Genomic DNA, 17,781 nt, shown 5'->3' on the forward strand with positions numbered 1-17,781 from the left:
CTTCGGTCATCGGTCTTCCAACCAGTCAAGCAAAGAAAATAAGGCAACTGGCATGATTGTGGAGAATCAGAAAGAATTATAAGTCTTTAAACTTTTCCATGATATCCTCAGAAATTCCCGTGAAAGAATATCCTCCATCATGAAACAGGTTTTGCATAGTCACCATTTTAGTCAAATCAGAGAACATGGTCACGATGTAATCTGCACAGGCATCCGCAGATGCATTTCCTAGTGGAGATAAGGCCTCTGCAAAATTGAAGAAGGAGTCAAATCCTCCAATTCCAGTACCTGCCGTGGTTTTGGTTGGAGATTGGGAAATAGTATTCACTCTCACTTTCTTAAGCTTTCCAAATCTATAGCCATAACCTCTTGCTATGCTTTCCAATAAGGCTTTCGCATCTGCCATATCAGTGTAAAATGGGAATACTCTTTGAGCGGCGATATAGGACAAACCTACAATTGAACCCCACTCCTTCATCACATCCATTTTCTCTGCCACATGCATCATTTTATGAAATGAGATAGCAGAAACGTCGTAGGACTTATTCAGCCAATCGTAATTCAGCTCACCGTAAGAGCGTCCCTTTCTGATGTTAGGCGACATTCCTATTGAATGCAAGAGGAAGTCAAAATCAGCTCCTAAAAACTCCTTGGCTTCAGTGTACAATTTCTCGATATCCTCCACCACAGTGGCATCAGCCGGAATTACAATTGTGTCACATTCCTTTGCAAGCTCATTAATAGCTCCCATACGCATGGCGATTGGAGCATTTGTCAACACGAACTTTGCACCTTGTTCTTTAGCCTTGAGTGCTGTTTTCCAGGCAATTGAGTTTTCGTCTAAGGCACCAGTGATGATCCCTACTTTTCCTTTTAGCAAATTTTCTGGCATATAGCTTTTGATTGATGTCAAAAATACGCTGTAAAAATAGGAATTTTCCGGGAATAGCCGCCTTAATTCAACAAGAGCTCTCGAGCACTCTCTACTGCAGAGGAGGAAGGATTGGATCCGGCAATCATTTTTGCGAGTTCTTCGACCCGCTCCGAATCATTTAATAATTTGATTTTGCTGACTGTGCGTTCAGATTGATTATCCTTGAAAACAAAATAATGTCTATCTCCTTTTGCCGCTACTTGTGGTAAATGAGTAATGCAGATCACTTGGTGCCTCTTGGAAATTTCTTTCATCATCCTTACCATCTGCAAGGCAACTTCTCCCGAAATCCCTGTGTCAATTTCATCAAAAATTAAAGTAGGCAAAGCCATTTTATCAGCCATCAGGTACTTGATTCCAAAAAGCAATCTTGAGAACTCCCCTCCCGAGGCCACCTTTTTCAATGCTTGAGGTTGGGAGCCTTTATTTGCAGTAAATAACAACTCAATTTCATCCAATCCACTGGCAGATGGAGGTATACTCTTTTGTTCTATTTGAATTTTGGCATTCTCCATTCCCAAATCCCCCAAAAGCCCTTGCAAAGAGGATTCAAATGCCTTAAAACAAGATTTTCTTTTTTCGCTCAAAAGCATTCCGGCGTCCAGCATTTCTTTTTCAGATAGCTTGAGCTTCTTTTCTGCCTCAGCCAAATTCTCATCGAGATTCTGAAACTGAAAAACTTTGTCAGCCAATTCGCTTTCAATTCGAATCAGCTCTTCTACAGAATTTACTCCATGCTTCTTTTGCAGTTGGTAAATCTTACTTAACCTTTCTCTAATCTCTTCCAGCTTTTCGAAATCAATCTCCACTTTGCTTTCTTCATCGGCCAAAGTCTCAGCAAGGTCCTTCATTTCTATATAGGCCTCCTGAAATCTTTCCTGAATTCCGGAAAATTTATGAGCCAAACGAGCCAAGGACTGTAGTCCCTGTTGCACTTGTCCCAAGCCCTGAATCAAGCCGACTTGATCTTCGTGAAAAAGATTCAACATCTCATTGATTCGAAGCTTGATATCTTCCGCATTTTCAAGGATCTCCTGGCTGGATTCCAGCTCCTCCTGCTCGCCCTTTTGCAAGGTCAGTACGCTCAATTCATCCAATAAAAATTGATTGAAGTCAGCCTCCTTTTGTAGATCTGCCGCCTCTTTTTGAAGTTTCTCAAAGGCCTTCTTGATACTTCTGTAGTGTTGGAAGGCTTTTTTATAGGATTCGAGTTCACCCGAGCTTTGCGCAAAGGCATCCACTAATCCCAGCTGATAGTTACCGTCTGCGAGTTGGAGTGTGTCATGTTGCGAATGAACATCCATTAATTTTACTCCTAGCTCCTTAAGAACGTCCAAAAGCACAGGAGTATCGTTGATAAAGGATCTGGATTTACCACTAGGAGAGATTTCTCTTCGGATGATGCATTGATGATCAAAATCCAGTTCTTGGGCTTCGAAAAAAGCATTTAAGCCATAATTACCTATTTCAAAAATCCCTTCAATGATGCATTTTTTATCCTCATGCAACAGCACTTTGGTATCAGCTCTTTTCCCCAAAAGCAAGCCCACCGCACCCAGCATAATTGATTTACCAGCGCCAGTCTCACCCGTAATCATGCTCAAGGCAGAGCTAGGTTGCATTTGCAACTCATCCATCAAGGCATAATTGGAAATACTCAGTGATTTTAGCATGACTTTTTGTAATATTACAAAGCTAAAAAAAGAGGCTTAGCTTTTCAGCAGCTCATTGTACTTTCTGGCATTATTTGGATCCACCTGAAGCAGCAACTCCACCGCTTCGGTCCGAATTTCCAGCGGAGCATTCTTCAACACGTTAGAAATCTCGTCACTTTTGGCATCCATAAATGATATAGTGAAAATCCCATTGGGCTGAGTTTTGTTTGCATTCGCAACCAGTTTGATGGCCTCCAAAATGTTTTTGTAGGCTTGATCGGGCTCAATCTGTAAAATATCCAAACCCTGTCGGTGATAGAGATAATAAGCCTCTCTGATTGAGGAAAAAACGGATGAAGTGTAAATATCATTGATCAACCAATAGCGATTTCTACGGTCTGATGTACTTTGAACCCAGCCTGCACGACCAGATTGCTGGGCATTGTTTACTATATCATTGGCAATCGCAAAAAATGGATCTCCCCCCTTATTTTCGAAGGTATCATAATCCAATCCTAAAGCGATATTGGCATAGAATGCCAAAAGAGAACTGATATTATTCAAAAAGGTAAAACGGTTGAACTCCAGTGGCTGGGACTCTATAAATTCAAAATTCCAATTTCTGTCGGCAAAGTTGAATACCAAACTTTCATAATCGGTCCCATAGATGGGTCGGACAGTTTGAATCTGAACAGTTGCTGAATAAATACCAACCTGAGGCACCTCATTAATGGTAATCAATAGGTTTCCTTTAATTCTTTCTTCAGGTCTAAATTCATCCGAAGTCCAAGATCTCCCATTGAGAAACTGCTCAAAAGAAGTTTTCATCTGATCAAAAATATTGGTATTCTGTATCCTCGCCCGATCACTGTTAATGATAACGGTAAAATTGAGTTCCTGAGCAGAAACTCTCAATCCAAGTCCTAAAAAAAGAATAGCGAAGAGCAGTTTTTTCATTCCTCTAAAAATAAGTGAATTTATCAGGCTTCTTCCCAAAGCTCCAATTTTTTGATTTCATCCAGAATAAACTCTGCGATTTCAGTTTTTGGAGCCAGTGGAGATTCTATTTTTTCTGCTTTGTTGGTGAAAATGGTAACCTTGTTGGTATCTAAACGAAAACCTGCCCCTTTTTCTTTCATAGAATTGAGAACAATGAGGTCAAAGTTTTTCTTTTTCAATTTAGCCTGAGCATTTTCTGACTCATTCTCTGTCTCCAAGGCAAACCCAACGTGGATTTGATTAAGGTTTTTATTTGCACCTAATGATTGAGCGATATCCACATTTTTTTTGAGTTGAATACTCATTTGAGAATCGTTCTTCTTAATTTTTTCAGGGGCTACTTCAGCAGGTCCATAGTCAGCTACTGCTGCTGTAAAAACTGCATAATCACAATCAGTGTGAAAAGATTTTGCTGCATCATACATTTCTTGAGCTGATTTGACATCGACCCATTGGAACTTCTCTTTTTCTATAGGAATTGAAACTGGCCCTGAAACCACATAAACATCAGCGCCTCTATTTTTAAAAGATTCTGCGAGGGCGTATCCCATTTTGCCGCTGGAATGATTGCTGATATACCTTACTGGATCTATCGCTTCTTGAGTAGGTCCCATAGTAATCAGGACCTTTTTCCCTAAAAAATCATTTTTTTTTTGAAAGAATTTAAAAAGTTCCTCCAAAATGTGTTCTGGCTCCATCATTCTTCCCTGACCGGAAAGACCGCTTGCCAATTCTCCCGACTCCGCCTCCAAAATATAATTTCCAAAATTGGAGAGTGTTTGAATGTTTTTTTGCACCGATGGATGTTGATACATGTCCAAATCCATGGCTGGGGCAACCATAACAGGACATTTTGCAGATAAATAAACAGCAGTGAGTAGGTTGTCACAGATCCCGTTAGCAAACTTTGCTAAGGTATTGGCACTAATCGGTGCAACTAAAATTAAATCTGCCCAAAGCCCCAAGTCAACATGATTATTCCATTCGCCGGTTTCATCTTTTTGGAATTGATGTAAAACAGGCCTCTTGGATAAGGTAGATAATGTCAATGGGGTAATAAAATCAAGAGCAGAAGCGCTCATGATGATTTGCACTTCTGCTCCTTCTTTGACTAATAAGCGGGTTAGAAAAGCAGACTTGTATGCGGCAATACTACCGGTTACGCCAAGTATGATTCGCTTTCCTTTAAGGCTCATTTTTATTGGCCTTCTTCCTGCTCTGGGAATCTGTAAAACACCTTTTTCTCCATAAACTCTTCCATAGCAAGAGTTGACGGCTTAGGCATTCTTTCATAAAACTTGGAGATTTCGATCTGCTCCTTGTTTTCGAATACTTCTTCTAAGTTATCTACCGTAGATGCGAATTCGGAAAGTTTGTTATTCAACTCTTCCTTCAAATTGGTAGAAATCTGCTTAGCACGCTGTCCAATAATATGGATTGATTCGTAAATGTTGCCAGTGTGATCAGCAACCTTATCCAAATCTCTTGTGATGATGGATGGGTTTGTAGCCATTTTATATCAATTTAATTAATTATCAATTTTATTTATCTGAGCTACTTCTGCAGTTGCGTTAGCTTTTTCAGCCTCGGCAGCCCTCTCAGCTAATTCTTTTTTCCTTTTGAGATGAGACTCCAATTCCTGACGAGTTTCAGTCTCTATGTTTTTAACCTGCGCGGTAAATTTACTCTCAGGGTATCTGCGGTAAAAATTGGATGCAAACTTGATAGCATCATTCAATCTTTCCTCTTTTTTGTTGAAAATACTGTTTTCAGCATATCCAGAGCTCACCTCCACCAATTTGTAAGCTAACTCTTCATTGTATTTACTTTCAGGATAGTCCTTGGCAAAATTCTGAAAGTTGATGATGCAAGCCCGGTAAAAATCTCCAGGATAAAGCCCATCCTTTAATCTGTAATACATAGAAGCCTCTTGATAGGCTTTTTCTTCAAATCTCCGCTCCAAATCCTGAAGCATTTCTATAGCTCTTTCATAACTAGCCGATCCAGGGAATCTGGTCACAAACTGCTGAATGGCAGCTACGGCCTCTCTGCTGCTTTGCTGATCCAGATTATAATCAGGAGCATCTAGATAGAGAGAATACGCATGCATAAACAAAGCCTCTTCTGCTAAAGGGCTTCGATTGTATGTTCTATAGAAATTATTGAAATACCCTGCTGCCTCAATATACCTTTTGGTTTTGAAGTGACAGTTTGCATAGTTGTAATCAGCCAATTCGGCTTTTTCACTTCCACGAATCACCGGTAAAACCTTGTCATACAAGATGATTGCTTTATTATATTCTCCCTCCTGATAATATTTATTTGCTCCGTTGTAGAGCTCTTCCCAGTTGGTACTTTTTTCCAACTTGCTGAAAGGGCCGCATGAGCCTAATAAAAGGATTACTAGAAGAAGATTAAGGTACTGTAAGCGCATGTTCATTTTCAAGACCGCAAATATACGGGATATTAATTGGTATTCAAATGGATAGGATGGGATCTAAATTACTTCTTCACAACGAGCTTTTTGGTCACAATATTTTTATTGTTTACAAAAAGAGTGTAGAAATAAACTCCGGGATTGAAGTCAGAAACATTGATGACCAGGGTGTTTCTTTCCGGATCTAACTCATATTCAGCTACTGGATTTCCGATAAAGCTGTTAATTGTAATTTTTGCTTTCGCTTTTTCATTCTTGATATCGTAATCCAGCTGTGCGATACGATTGCTCGGATTAGGATATACATCTGAAAGGGTCAAATCCTCATAATCAAAGCCATCTGCCTTTTTATTAGGATTGTTGACATTATATTCTGCTTCCACCAAGAAAGATTCTCTCAAATTATCTACATTGACAAAAACCAAATCGAAAGAACCTCTCGTTTCAGCAATTCCCATTTCAAAATCCAGGTAAAAATCTGTCACAATTTCACCAGGCTTAAGAGTTAATTTGATTTTAGCCAAATCTCTTTTGGCATCATAACACTGCTCCCCTATACAAACTTTCATTTTTTGAGAGGAACCGATATTTCCAACCAAATTTTTCAAGAAAAAGGTTTTTGTCTTATCGGATTCATTTTGAAGAATTACAGTTTTTCTTTGGGAAGTGCCTATAGAGCCTGAAAAATCCAAACTTTCACTAAGCACATGAACTTGCTGAGCTTCCGAAAATAGCGGAAACGCAAGCACTAGCCACGCGAAAAGTTTGAGAAAATTCTTCATGTAAAGTTTTAATCGATAAGCCCTTGAGTTGTTTATACTTCAATGAATATACGTACAAATTTATGTCGAGGATAGTCTTTCGGTAAAAAATTTGGGTTAATTGTTGTTAACCTCCTTAAAATATTTTTTAGACTTATTCGTTACCTCAGTTGTTCTTAGTCTTCAGAGGTGTTAAAACAGGTTTTTTCTTATTCAAACCTCTTTTTTCCAGTGATTTTTGTATTTCCTCTTCGGTCGGCATCCTGATTTCCGCATTAGGTTCATTAAAAAGATTTTTTTGATTAGGATCGATTTCAATTACCGGTCTCCAAGCGAAAATTGAATCCAAAACTGGTTTTTCCTCCAACCTCCATAAAAAGCCATCGAGTCTTGAGCTCTTTTCATCCAATTTTTGCACTGGAATAAAACGCCCATCAGGCTTAATATCATACTTCACACGCTTAATTGCTCCTTCTTTGAACTTTAATTCAATAGTGGCTGACAAGGTTCGGTTGACACCCTGAGTCAAAGTATCGCCCTCCAGCGCAAAATATAATGACTCTCCATTCCCTTCAATATTCAGTTTACTGATTTGCCCTTCCTCAAAAAAGCCAGTCATCTTCCTGCCTTTCATTTGATTGAAGTTTGTCAAAGTATCAGTCATTATGGCAAAAGCCTTTTCCTTCATAAAGACCCGTTTCAACTCTTCATTTTCAATATAAAAAACCATAGAATCAGCAGAAATCTGGCTTTTTTGATTCCATATGACTGGGTCTTGAAACAGTTGAATGGTGGAATCATTGTAATTATAAACCAAAGAATCCGCAATCCCGGACAGGTCGGCTTTGATTAAATTTATAGAATGAAAAGCCAATAAATACTTTGCAGAATCCGACTCATGATCCTGAGAAATCAAGGTATCTGCAGTTAAATAAAGCGTATCTTTTTCGAAGTATCTTCTTACCAAAGCTTTACCATGCACCAAGCTATATCCTCTATCCTCCCAATATTGGCCTACATCCCCAAAAATCTCAACTTGCCTTTCCTTGTTAAAAACTCGGACATTCTCTTTTCCTTCATAATACGCTTCCAGCTCTTTGTACAAAAGCTCTTCCGCTTTCACTCTACTAGTCTCAGTCTCCACTACCCCGTCAAAAAATCGGAAATTCTTATTTTGAGTGTCATAAAAACTCCCTTTCTGAGCATCCAGCGTATTACCTTCTTTTGATACCAGGTTAGTCAACCCTTTGGTCTCTGCAGTTTTGGGGATTGTCAGATACACCAGATATTCAGTTTTCATGGTGTAATCTGGATTCACTAAGACCACCTTATCCAAAAAAGTGATACGTTCCCGATTCACTTCATACCTACCTCTTTCACTGGTCAGTACGTTGGTCGAGTCTACCACCTTCCCTTTGTTGAAATAAGTGGCTATATTTTGAGCTCTATCGTAGTTGAGATAATCTGTGTAAAGCGTGGTTTCTCCATTGGTGAAAACCACCTTATTTCTCAGCTTGGCCAACTTAGTATTTCCATCGTATTCAGCATAAGTACTTCGGGTGGTGACCGGATCTTCCTGATCCTCTATCAAAACTCTTCCATAAAGTTTTGCCATGTTGCTCGTTCTGAAAAAATGAGCCGAGTCACAGGAAATTAGTGTATTCTGATTCTTCATCCGAACAGACCCCAGCAATCTTTCGAAACCATTTGCACCTTTTAGGGAGTCAGCTTTCAAAATTTCCAGCGTATTGGTTCCCTGCCCAAAAGACGAAAAAGTCCAAAGGGTGAAAATCAAAACGGAAAGGAAACTGAACGGGGATTTTTTCATTGATGAATTCAAGTGGGCAAAATTAGTAGAAAAAGCTATTTTTGATCAATGATTACAGCTTTTAAAGAGCATATACGCCAAAAGTCTCTTTTAGATGAGAACTTCAGCTATCTTTTTGCCTGCAGCGGAGGAATAGACAGCATGGTATTGGGGGATTTATTGCTCAAATCGGATATTCAGTTTGAAGTTGCCCATGTCAATTTTGGATTAAGAAGTCATGAGAGCGACGGGGACGAAGAATTTGTAAAAAAATGGGCAGAGAAAAATCAGCTTCGCCTTCACAACCACCATGCTGATGCAATGGCGGTGGCAGAGGAAAAGAAGATTTCAATTCAGATGGCTGCCAGGGAAATTCGATACGCTTGGTTCGAAAAGCTGAATACTGAAAGAAAACTTTCCGGAATCATATTGGCTCATCAGGAGGATGATCAACTGGAAACCATTTTTTTAAACCTTTTAAGAGGAACCGGCATGGAAGGCATACAGGGTATGGCCGACAGAAAAGGCTTACTCATACGTCCTCTACTTCCATTTAGCAGAGGCGAAATCGAGAATTATGCAAAAGAAAACGGAATAAGCTGGAGAGAGGATAGCTCAAATCTCAAAACAGATTACAAGCGAAATAAATTGAGATTGGAAGCCTTGCCTGCTTTATATGAAGTAGCCAGTGATGCCCGGAAAAATATATTGGGCAGCTTTGTAAGACTAAAGGACTCTGCCAAAGCTTTTAATCATCTTTTTGAAAACTGGAAAAAGGATCAAATCCGAGTTGATGGGGATTACCAATTTCTACCATTTCATGCCATTCAAAACACCCCTGGTGCAGTTTCTTTGGTTTTTCACTGGCTCAAACCATTTGGGTTTAATTCAGATCAGGCTGAAGGAATAGTTGATGCTTGTAGTAATCCTCAAGCAGGAAAAATCTTTGAAACTGGAGCTTACCAAGCAAGTATTGACCGAGAGGAAGTTATTTTAAGTCCTAAGCATCAAAACTTCGATCCTATTGAGATCAACAGAGATGATATTGGTTTAACTATCGAAGAAGACCGCTACGAGTTGATCAAGATGGATACTGGCTCAAGGATGGATACATTGAGGGAAAATGCCATGTTGGATTTTGAAAAATTGGATTTTCCACTGGAAATCAGAAGCTGGGAATTGGGAGATCGATTTATTCCATTAGGAATGAAAAACAGCAAGAAAATCTCAGACTTTTTGATAGATTTGAAAGTATCTCTGGCAGAAAAATCCAAAGTGAAGGTATTGATCTCCAACGGAAAAATCGCATGGGTAATCGGTTACAGAATTGCCGACTGGGCTAAGTGTGATGCCTCCACCAGAAAAATTTATTACATCAAACATTTATCCTGATGCTGAACCCATTTTCTAAAACTTATACAGAGGAAGATCAGAAAACTTTTGATTTCCTGCGGATGATCAAGTTTTTTGAGCGTCTGAGAAATAAGGAAATGGCTCGTTTTCTTCCCGCTATGCATCAGAGAAAATATGCCAAAGACGAAGTGATATTTTTCAGCAAGGATCCGAGTCAGGCTTTATATCTGGTGAAAAAAGGTCAGGTAATCCTAACCATTGATATCAAGGATAATTTTGAGTCAATTTTGGAAATTAACAAAGGAGAAGCCTTCGGGGAGAATTCTCTTTTGGAAAATGCAAAAAGAACCTATACAGCCATCGTATCATCCGATGAAGCAGATCTGATCGTGATTCCTCATTTTGCTATCCAGGAAATCTTCGATTCCAATCCAAAAATCAAAGCTAAAATGATGACATCATTGGCAGAATATTACAACGAAAACAATCAGAGGCTATTCAGGTCCTACAGAGAATCGTTTGGCTTCTTCAGCTTGAGGCAGATGTTTGAATGAGAATAATCAATTAGGAAATTGATCCTTGAGGAAAATCATCCAAGCTTGATTGAATTTGGAAATCCTTTCAGAAAATCTAAAAGCTTAACCATTAATTTATCCCTTCAGAAAGCCGATAAACAAAGTATTGGCCTGAGGGTTTCTAATCCGTTCATTGTTTAATAACTTAGCGCCGCTTTTTAAAGGCTTTATCAATAAAAAAATCAATATATCATGAGCAAAGTAACCGTAGTAGGGGCTGGTAACGTAGGAGCAACCTGCGCTGACGTATTAGCCTATCGAGAAATCGCTGAAGAAATTGTTTTGGTAGATATCAAAGAGGGAGTTGCTGAAGGCAAGGCCTTGGATATTTGGCAAAAGGCTCCTATCAATCAGTACGACTCCAGAACTGTAGGAAGCACTAATGATTACAGCAAAACCGCAAATTCTGATGTGGTTGTAATCACGTCTGGTCTACCTCGTAAACCGGGAATGACTCGTGATGACTTGATCGAGACCAATGCAGGAATCGTAAAATCCGTAACTGAAAATGTGATCAAGCATTCTCCGAATGCAATCATTATCGTGGTATCCAACCCACTTGACGTAATGACTTATCAGGCGCATTTGACATCAAAACTTCCAAGAAACAAGGTAATGGGTATGGCTGGTATCTTGGATACTGCCAGATACAGAGCTTTCTTAGCCGATGAACTGAACGTTTCTGGAAAAGAAATTCAGGCAATTCTGATGGGTGGTCATGGTGATACCATGGTTCCTCTTCCTAGATATACTACAGTGGCAGGTATCCCGGTGACAGAATTGATCGCAAAAGACAAACTGGATGCAATCATTGAAAGAACCAAATTCGGAGGTGGAGAATTGGTGAAATTGATGGGTACTTCTGCTTGGTATGCGCCAGGATCTGCAGCTGCTCAGATGGTAGAAGCTATTTTGAAAAATCAAAGAAGAGTATTCCCTGTTTGTATCAAACTGGAAGGTGAATACGGAATCGATGACTGCTACCTAGGTGTGCCTGTAATTCTTGGTAAAAATGGTATCGAGAAAGTGATCGAACTAGACCTAAACGCTGAAGAAAAAGCATTGCTAGAAACTTCTAGAGGTCACGTGAAAGAAGTGATGAATGTATTGGATGGTTTATCCAAGTAATTCTTTCTGAACTCACAATAAATGACCCGAGATGCTTGGAATACCTTGCGTCTCGGGTCTGATTTTTGTTAATTTCAGAGAAGACTAAAACCGACTAAGTGAAAATCTGGAAAAGCTTACTTGTTCTCCTTACTGTTTTAACCCTGGCTGCTGCTGGATATTGGGTTTATACCAAGTATTTTTCTTCCTCTAAAATTAGTAATCTCGAACTACTCAGTCAGGATGCAGTTTTTGTCTTAGAGTCGCAACAAACAGGAGATTTTTGGAATGAGCTAGTCGCTCATCCTTCCTGGAATATTTTCAAAAATTACCCTGCCTTCCAAAAGCTATCATCTCACTTAATCACCTTAGATAGCCTTACCGGAAACAGTGGAAAAATCAACCAACTTCTCAATAAGAATACTTTCACGGTAAGTTATCATCCCACGGGTTCCGAAAACTTTGACTTGCTCTTCACTCTTCAGGCATCAGAAGGAACTGGTCAAAATCTCCAGGAAGAGATTACTCAAAAGCTTCCAAAAGGTGCAAGGTTAAGTACCAGAAGTTATTCTGATCAACCTGTGATTGAGTATTTCGATGAAAAAAATACGCGCAGTTGGAGCTTTTCATTTTTGGGGTCGGTAATCGTTGCCTCACAGTCTTCTTTATTGATAGAAGAAGCCATTCGAAATTTCATTAACCCAGAACTTCCAACCTATCAGGATCTCATCCCAAAAAACCAGCAAAACACTAAAAGCAGACCAACCTTATGGGTAAGCGGAAAAGGGCTTGGGAGTTTATTAAGAGGCGTGGGGAATCAAAGGGAAAGCCTTGCAGTTAGAAGCCTCCAAAATATAGAAGCAGTCACTGGACTTGAAATTTCCTTGGAAGAGGGAGAAATCAGGATGGAAGGCCCTATTTTCCTTCAGGAAAATATTAATTTCACCCCATCAATCTCTGCAAACCTCACAGAAATACAGAAAGCCATTTCCATGGCCACCTATTCCGTGACCCAGTTTAATCTGCAAAGCATTTTTGAGACGCAGGCTTTGGAAAATAGAGCCTTTTCAGGGAAATCCACTTTTTTGGCAGAAGTACAAAGAAATTTAGTGGACCGTGGTTTTCTCGACAGCTTTACTGGTGAACTTTACCTTTTAGAATTGGAGGCCTTTGGTGGATCCAGTCAAAACTTGGCGCTATTGGCGCGAAGCTCTGAAAGCCAACAAGCATTTGATCTTCTCAGAAATTTCGTCAATTCACAAGGGAGTCAAACTACAGACTTTTATGCTAATAAGGAAATCCTATATGTGGGAGATGAAGAGTTTCCTGCTCATCTTTTCAAAGGAAAATTTTTTGGATTCAATCAAACCTTCATCACACAAGTAGATGAGCTTTTGATTTTTGCCAACTCCCAACAAGCAATGAAGCTGATTTTGGATGATTACCAAAACCAAAACAATTGGGCTAATGAACAAAGAGCCCCAGAAGCAAAAAAAGCACTTAGTCCAACTTCCGGTTTTTCAAGGATTTATTTGACCTCAAAAATCTGGGATTCCTGGACCAAACTCGCAAACCCCTCTTGGAGCACCTTTTTGCAGAAATATGCGTCAGCATTTCAGGCCTTCCCCTATGTCAGTTTTAAAATTAATCAGATAGGAGATGAACGTCGGGCAACTTTGATTTTGCCTTTAGCTAGCACTGACATCAAAGAAATCAAGACCGAGACCATGGTCAGCTTGAAGGCTGAAAGCAAAATCCCATTTAACAGCAAATTAATATTCGGGCCCCAGGCTATCAGTAATTATCAGGATGGAACAGAGGACATAATTGTACAGGATCAGGAAAATGTGGTCTATCTGATAAATTCTGCCGGCGAAATTGTTTACAATCAAAAGCTCTCCGGACCTATTGTTTCAGATGTTTTCCAGATAGACTATTACAAAAACGGAAAACTTCAAGCCCTTTTAGCTACCTCTGATGCTATTTATGGAATTGACCGATTGGGTAATCCTTTACCCAATTATCCTTTCAGGTTTAATTCCGAAAAAATAAGACATCTGAATCTTGTAGACTACGATAACAACAAGGAATATCGATATTTCCTAAGTACAGAACAGGGAAGCCTGTATCTGTTGGATAAAACCGGGGAAAGACTGGAAGGCTGGAACCCACTTCAGATTGGAGGAAAAACCGTTTCCCCTCCTACTCACTATAGGGTGCCTGGTAAGGGAGACTTCATGGTTGCCAGCACTGAGTCTGGATCTCTATTTCTTTTCAACAGGAGAGGCGAAAAGCAAAGCGGCAGCCCAATCAAGCTTACAGATGAATTAAGTTCAGGTTTAGTTTACAATAGAACTGCAGGAAGTGCCGGCTTTTTCCTTTCAGCCATTTCCTCCAATGGAGAAATCATCCATGTCAACTTTGATGGGGAAGTCTCCTATAGAAATCAATTGATCATTGAGGACAAAGACAATGATTTTGTCCTAGTACCAGATCAGCAAGAGATGGATTTTGTGATTATTTCCAGAAACTTCAATCAAATCAAAGTGATGAACCGAGAAGAGGAAGAACTCTTTTCTGTTCGGGTTGCAGAAGGTAATTTAAAATACCAATATTTCGATTTTGGATCAGGAAGGAAAATAATAGTGATTACGGATCCCTTGCAGGAGTTTTCTTACCTCTACGATATGAGCGGAAATCTTTTGACGCAGCTCCCTCCTGAAAGTCTGGGCAAACTGGAAATCAGCTATCAGGCTAACCTAGGTCAATATTTAATCAGAACCATCAGCGGGAATTATCTGACTACCTATCAATTAAGCGACTAATTGATTTTAAATTGCCCTAGGCTTCTAAATTGAGTACCTTTGCGGGAATCATTAGAGATCCTATGCTTCAGAAATTTCTAGTCAACTGCCTTTTTACATTCTTTTTTATTGGATTTGCCTCTGCGCAGCTTATCACTGATAATCCAAAAGTTGAAACAGTCGCCAAAGAGGTAAATTTAAGCTCACCCTATCATACCACGCTTACTTTCTTCTATAATCTAGAGGAGAGCAACTATAAGCCTGAAAGAGCTTCGAGAGCCTTGGATTTCACAGGCTTGGAAGAAGAGTATGATGATGAAAAATTAAGTGTCAAGCTAAAGCAGATTTTTGAAGGGAAAGGCGTGATTATTCGCACCAGTTCTATCCCAAACTTACCTAATTACCAAGACACCACTTCAGGCGCACCTGAATCGGTTTATTTTTTTGATAAATCAAAAATGCCTGGGGTATTCCTGGAGAAAGTTGGAAAGCAGTGGAAATTTTCATCTTTCACAGTAAGTCAGATAGATGATCTCCATCAGCAGACTTATCCTTATGGGACGGACCGATTACTCAATCTCCTTCCTAAAATAGGAAATGATGAATATTTAGGTCTTCACCTGTGGCAATTAACAGGCATATTCTTCCTGATTTTATTGGTATTTGTTGCCCATTTCTTCTTCACTTTCGTGGTAGACAAGGTGCTGGTTTACTTTTTCAGAAGAGTAGGTTATCAAAAATTAGGAGAAAATTATCTTCTCCCCGTTGCTAGAGTGACTAGCTTCTATCTGATTGTAATGGTCTTGTCCTTGTTTCTTCCGGTATTACAGTTACCCGTAGAAATATGGTCCTGGATTGTGATTATCCTGAATACTTTAAAGCCATTCCTGATCACGGTCATTTTTTACAAATTGGTCAATGTGGTAGCCGTATATTTTGCAAGACTAGCAACCAAAACAGAATCTACCCTTGACGACCAGTTAGTGCCACTGATGCGCAAAACGCTAAAAGCATTTGTGGTCATCATCGGTACCCTTTTTATCCTCAGAGATGGCCTGAACCTAGACATTATCCCATTCCTAACTGGTCTTTCTATCGGTGGTGTGGCAATCGCTCTGGCAGCTCAAGACACCATCAAAAACTTCTTTGGTTCAGTCATGATATTTATTGACAAACCTTTTCAGGTGGGCGACTGGATTACATCCGGAGATATTGATGGTACAGTGGAAGAAGTAGGCTTTAGATCTACCAGAATCAGAACATTCAGAAATTCCTTGATGTATGTCCCAAATGGAAAAATTGCAGATGCTGTATTGGATAACCATGGACTGAGACAGTATAGGAGATTTTATACTACTCTAACCATTACTTATGATACTCCTCCACAGCTGATTGAGGAATTTGTCAAAGGATTAAAGGAGATTGTCTTAGCACATCCTAATACCCGAAAGGATTATTTTAATGTTTATTTCAACAACCTTTCAGCCTATAGCCAAGACATCATGTTTTACGTCTTTTTCGAAGTCCCAACCTGGCCGGAAGAGCTTCGCTGCAGACATGAATTATTGATACAAATAGTCAAGCTGGCAAATACTTTGGGCGTTAGATTTGCCTTCCCTACGCAAACCTTGCACATGGAATCTTTCCCTGAGAAAAAGGGATTAGTACCGGAATATGCGACTGAATCTGTGTACTACCAGAAAAAACTGGGGGAATTTATGCAGCAGGAGATTCATAAGAAAAACGACTAATCTAATCTTCTGCAGCTTTTACTTCGAAATAACTTTCCCAGCTTTGTGCGCTTCCATCTTCCGATTGATATTGAATAGACATTTGGTACAATCCCGGTAAATCTGAAGTTATAATTTTGACTTCAGAAAGATCTACCCTACCTCTAGCTTCTGATTTCCAGGTTAGTACAGACCTTAAGTCTTGAAGATTTCTGATTTCCTGAGGCTGACCGAATTCGGACTCAAGCTCCACGGGAATTTGGATACCTTGATAAGGAGAATAGATGGCATTGGTCGGTAAAGGAAAGCCACCAACATCACTTTTGTAAGAAGAGAAACTAATCACCCCTTCGTAGTTCTGTTCATTCAGGTAAAAGACCCTTGCCAGCACATCCAACTTTTCGAAGCTTTTTGGATTAAATGCCGCCAATTGATCCGAATTGAAAACTGGCATTCCATCTACCAGCATCAAGGGGTTACCTTCGAACCGATTCCCGAATTCATTATTAGATCTAAATTCTTTCTTCCCTGATCGGGTCCTAACTGCTACAGAAGGGACATATTCTTTGATCACCGTTTCCACACTTTCGAAGCGAGTATAATCATCGAGATTATAGGAGTAATCAGCAACAAAACCCGTGACTACTGGAACAGGTTCCTGATTCAATTTTTCTCGAAAATAAGTTTGCACTCCACTGCTCAATAATAGTTTTTGAAGCAACTCTTGATCTGCCAATGATATCTCAAGTTGAGGGAAAGTGAATCCATTCTTGAAACGGGTTTTTACTGCCGGAGATTGAAGTTCAAAATTCATCAGATCTCCATTTTGATCTGCCTGAGCAATCAAGAACTTCCAATGCTTCAGGCCACCGATATCAAAAAATAGATTTCCATTTGCATCTGGTCTATCTGAGTAGAGTGCTGACTCTATTCCATGAACAGAAAGAAAGTAAACCTTAGAGGTGTCCACTTCATTTGGGTTCACCTTGGCAGCTACGATATGTCCAAACAATTCTGGTATTAAAACTCCCTCGGCTTTTCCTTCATACAATTGAGAGGATGAGATTTGTCTTTCCTCTTCCAAGAATGGATTAACCAAGCTTACCTTGAGCTCTTGTATTTTTTGCCCCTTTAATTCTTCAGGAATATCTATAATTTCCTTTGGGTTGAATTGACCTTGGATCAAAGTATAGCTCTCTTTTTGATGTCCTTTTTTGACTATTTGCTCTGACCTATTGGCTACTACCTTCGGAGGGATTCTTGGATTGAAAATAGTAACCAATTGTTGCTTCATCCCATTTTCCAAATTGAGCAAGGGACTGATACGGGTATATATTCTCAATAAATAATGATCTGAAGGAAGATTGGAAGGAATTTCCAAAAAGTGCAATGCCTCTCCTTGTTCTAGTAAGATCTTCGCTAAATGAACGGACTCATTTTCCCGATTTAACAATTCTGCATAGAGCACCTGGGAGGAGCTAGGCTTTCCTTTCTGAGTAACTTCTGCAGAAATCCATATTTTTTCTTCAGTAAAATAAATAGTCTTAGGAATACTGTATGAAACCTGTTCTTCTACAAGATTTTGACAGAAAGCATTGGGCAAGTGATACATAAAAGCA

At 39.5% G+C, this 17,781-nt stretch carries 14 protein-coding genes; 5 read left to right on the top strand and 9 right to left on the bottom strand.

The features are described 5' to 3' along the window. Positions 1 to 76 precede the first annotated feature (76 nt). The 8 genes from B2906_RS00135 to B2906_RS00170 all read right to left on the bottom strand — a co-directional run bounded on the left by B2906_RS00135 (position 77) and on the right by B2906_RS00170 (position 8,614). Positions 77 to 892, bottom strand: a complete 816-nt coding sequence (locus B2906_RS00135; RefSeq protein ID WP_091652950.1) for an enoyl-ACP reductase FabI — start codon at positions 890 to 892, stop codon at positions 77 to 79. A gap of 62 nt (positions 893 to 954) precedes the next feature. Next, positions 955 to 2,607, bottom strand: coding sequence for a DNA repair protein RecN (gene recN, locus B2906_RS00140; RefSeq protein ID WP_219956884.1), 1,653 nt, complete (start codon positions 2,605 to 2,607; stop codon positions 955 to 957). Between the two features lie 36 nt (positions 2,608 to 2,643). Further along, positions 2,644 to 3,546, bottom strand: a complete 903-nt coding sequence (locus B2906_RS00145; protein ID WP_091652943.1) for a DUF4835 family protein — start codon at positions 3,544 to 3,546, stop codon at positions 2,644 to 2,646. Between the two features lie 23 nt (positions 3,547 to 3,569). Further along, positions 3,570 to 4,784: a bifunctional phosphopantothenoylcysteine decarboxylase/phosphopantothenate--cysteine ligase CoaBC gene (gene coaBC, locus B2906_RS00150; protein WP_219956885.1), complete on the bottom strand. Its 1,215-nt coding sequence runs from the start codon at positions 4,782 to 4,784 to the stop codon at positions 3,570 to 3,572. A 2-nt stretch (positions 4,785 to 4,786) separates the two neighbouring features. Then, a complete protein-coding gene (locus B2906_RS00155; protein ID WP_091652937.1) occupies positions 4,787 to 5,101 on the bottom strand; it encodes a DNA-directed RNA polymerase subunit omega in 315 nt (104 codons plus the stop codon). 15 nt (positions 5,102 to 5,116) lie between these two features. Then, the gene (locus B2906_RS00160) at positions 5,117 to 6,028 is read right to left on the bottom strand and encodes an outer membrane protein assembly factor BamD (RefSeq protein WP_370627633.1); all 912 of its coding nucleotides are present in this window, start codon (positions 6,026 to 6,028) and stop codon (positions 5,117 to 5,119) included. 62 nt (positions 6,029 to 6,090) lie between these two features. Further along, positions 6,091 to 6,807, bottom strand: a complete 717-nt coding sequence (locus B2906_RS00165) for a T9SS type A sorting domain-containing protein (RefSeq protein WP_091652931.1) — start codon at positions 6,805 to 6,807, stop codon at positions 6,091 to 6,093. Between the two features lie 145 nt (positions 6,808 to 6,952). After that, positions 6,953 to 8,614, bottom strand: coding sequence for an OstA-like protein (locus B2906_RS00170; protein ID WP_219956887.1), 1,662 nt, complete (start codon positions 8,612 to 8,614; stop codon positions 6,953 to 6,955). A 48-nt stretch (positions 8,615 to 8,662) separates the two neighbouring features. Between B2906_RS00170 and tilS the strand changes: the two genes are divergently transcribed. From tilS to B2906_RS00195, 5 genes are all read left to right on the top strand, one after another. Then, entirely contained in the window at positions 8,663 to 9,985 is a 1,323-nt protein-coding gene (gene tilS, locus B2906_RS00175) for a tRNA lysidine(34) synthetase TilS (RefSeq protein WP_219956888.1), read from the top strand. After that, on the top strand, positions 9,985 to 10,500 hold the full coding sequence (locus tag B2906_RS00180) for a Crp/Fnr family transcriptional regulator (protein ID WP_219956889.1): 516 nt from the start codon (positions 9,985 to 9,987) through the stop codon (positions 10,498 to 10,500). Before tilS ends, B2906_RS00180 begins: the two co-directional genes overlap by 1 nt. 213 nt (positions 10,501 to 10,713) lie before the next feature. Continuing rightward, positions 10,714 to 11,649, top strand: a complete 936-nt coding sequence (mdh, locus tag B2906_RS00185) for a malate dehydrogenase (protein WP_219956890.1) — start codon at positions 10,714 to 10,716, stop codon at positions 11,647 to 11,649. 98 nt (positions 11,650 to 11,747) lie between these two features. Further along, positions 11,748 to 14,453 carry a hypothetical protein gene (locus tag B2906_RS00190; protein WP_219956891.1) on the top strand — a complete coding sequence of 902 codons (2,706 nt, stop codon included), beginning with the start codon at positions 11,748 to 11,750 and terminating at the stop codon, positions 14,451 to 14,453. Positions 14,454 to 14,515: 62 nt separating this feature from the next. Continuing rightward, complete coding sequence (locus B2906_RS00195; RefSeq protein ID WP_219956892.1) at positions 14,516 to 16,183, top strand: mechanosensitive ion channel family protein; 1,668 nt, start codon at positions 14,516 to 14,518, stop codon at positions 16,181 to 16,183. Between the two features lies 1 nt (position 16,184). Here B2906_RS00195 and B2906_RS00200 read toward each other — a convergent pair whose 3' ends face one another. Beyond that, positions 16,185 to 17,774, bottom strand: a complete 1,590-nt coding sequence (locus tag B2906_RS00200) for a hypothetical protein (RefSeq protein ID WP_219956893.1) — start codon at positions 17,772 to 17,774, stop codon at positions 16,185 to 16,187. Positions 17,775 to 17,781: the final 7 nt, after the last annotated feature.

This window comes from Algoriphagus sp. UBA3586, assembly GCF_002376385.1.
Lineage (GTDB): Bacteria > Bacteroidota > Bacteroidia > Cytophagales > Cyclobacteriaceae > Algoriphagus > Algoriphagus ornithinivorans.

Coding starts and splice junctions, on each gene's coding strand:
- B2906_RS00135 (WP_091652950.1), bottom strand. CDS start 892: ATGCCAGAAAATTTGCTAAAAGGAAAAGTAGGGATCATCACTGGTGCC.
- recN (WP_219956884.1), bottom strand. CDS start 2,607: ATGCTAAAATCACTGAGTATTTCCAATTATGCCTTGATGGATGAGTTG.
- B2906_RS00145 (WP_091652943.1), bottom strand. CDS start 3,546: ATGAAAAAACTGCTCTTCGCTATTCTTTTTTTAGGACTTGGATTGAGA.
- coaBC (WP_219956885.1), bottom strand. CDS start 4,784: ATGAGCCTTAAAGGAAAGCGAATCATACTTGGCGTAACCGGTAGTATT.
- B2906_RS00155 (WP_091652937.1), bottom strand. CDS start 5,101: ATGGCTACAAACCCATCCATCATCACAAGAGATTTGGATAAGGTTGCT.
- B2906_RS00160 (WP_370627633.1), bottom strand. CDS start 6,028: ATGAACATGCGCTTACAGTACCTTAATCTTCTTCTAGTAATCCTTTTA.
- B2906_RS00165 (WP_091652931.1), bottom strand. CDS start 6,807: ATGAAGAATTTTCTCAAACTTTTCGCGTGGCTAGTGCTTGCGTTTCCG.
- B2906_RS00170 (WP_219956887.1), bottom strand. CDS start 8,614: ATGAAAAAATCCCCGTTCAGTTTCCTTTCCGTTTTGATTTTCACCCTT.
- tilS (WP_219956888.1), top strand. CDS start 8,663: ATGATTACAGCTTTTAAAGAGCATATACGCCAAAAGTCTCTTTTAGAT.
- B2906_RS00180 (WP_219956889.1), top strand. CDS start 9,985: ATGCTGAACCCATTTTCTAAAACTTATACAGAGGAAGATCAGAAAACT.
- mdh (WP_219956890.1), top strand. CDS start 10,714: ATGAGCAAAGTAACCGTAGTAGGGGCTGGTAACGTAGGAGCAACCTGC.
- B2906_RS00195 (WP_219956892.1), top strand. CDS start 14,516: ATGCTTCAGAAATTTCTAGTCAACTGCCTTTTTACATTCTTTTTTATT.
- B2906_RS00200 (WP_219956893.1), bottom strand. CDS start 17,774: ATGTATCACTTGCCCAATGCTTTCTGTCAAAATCTTGTAGAAGAACAG.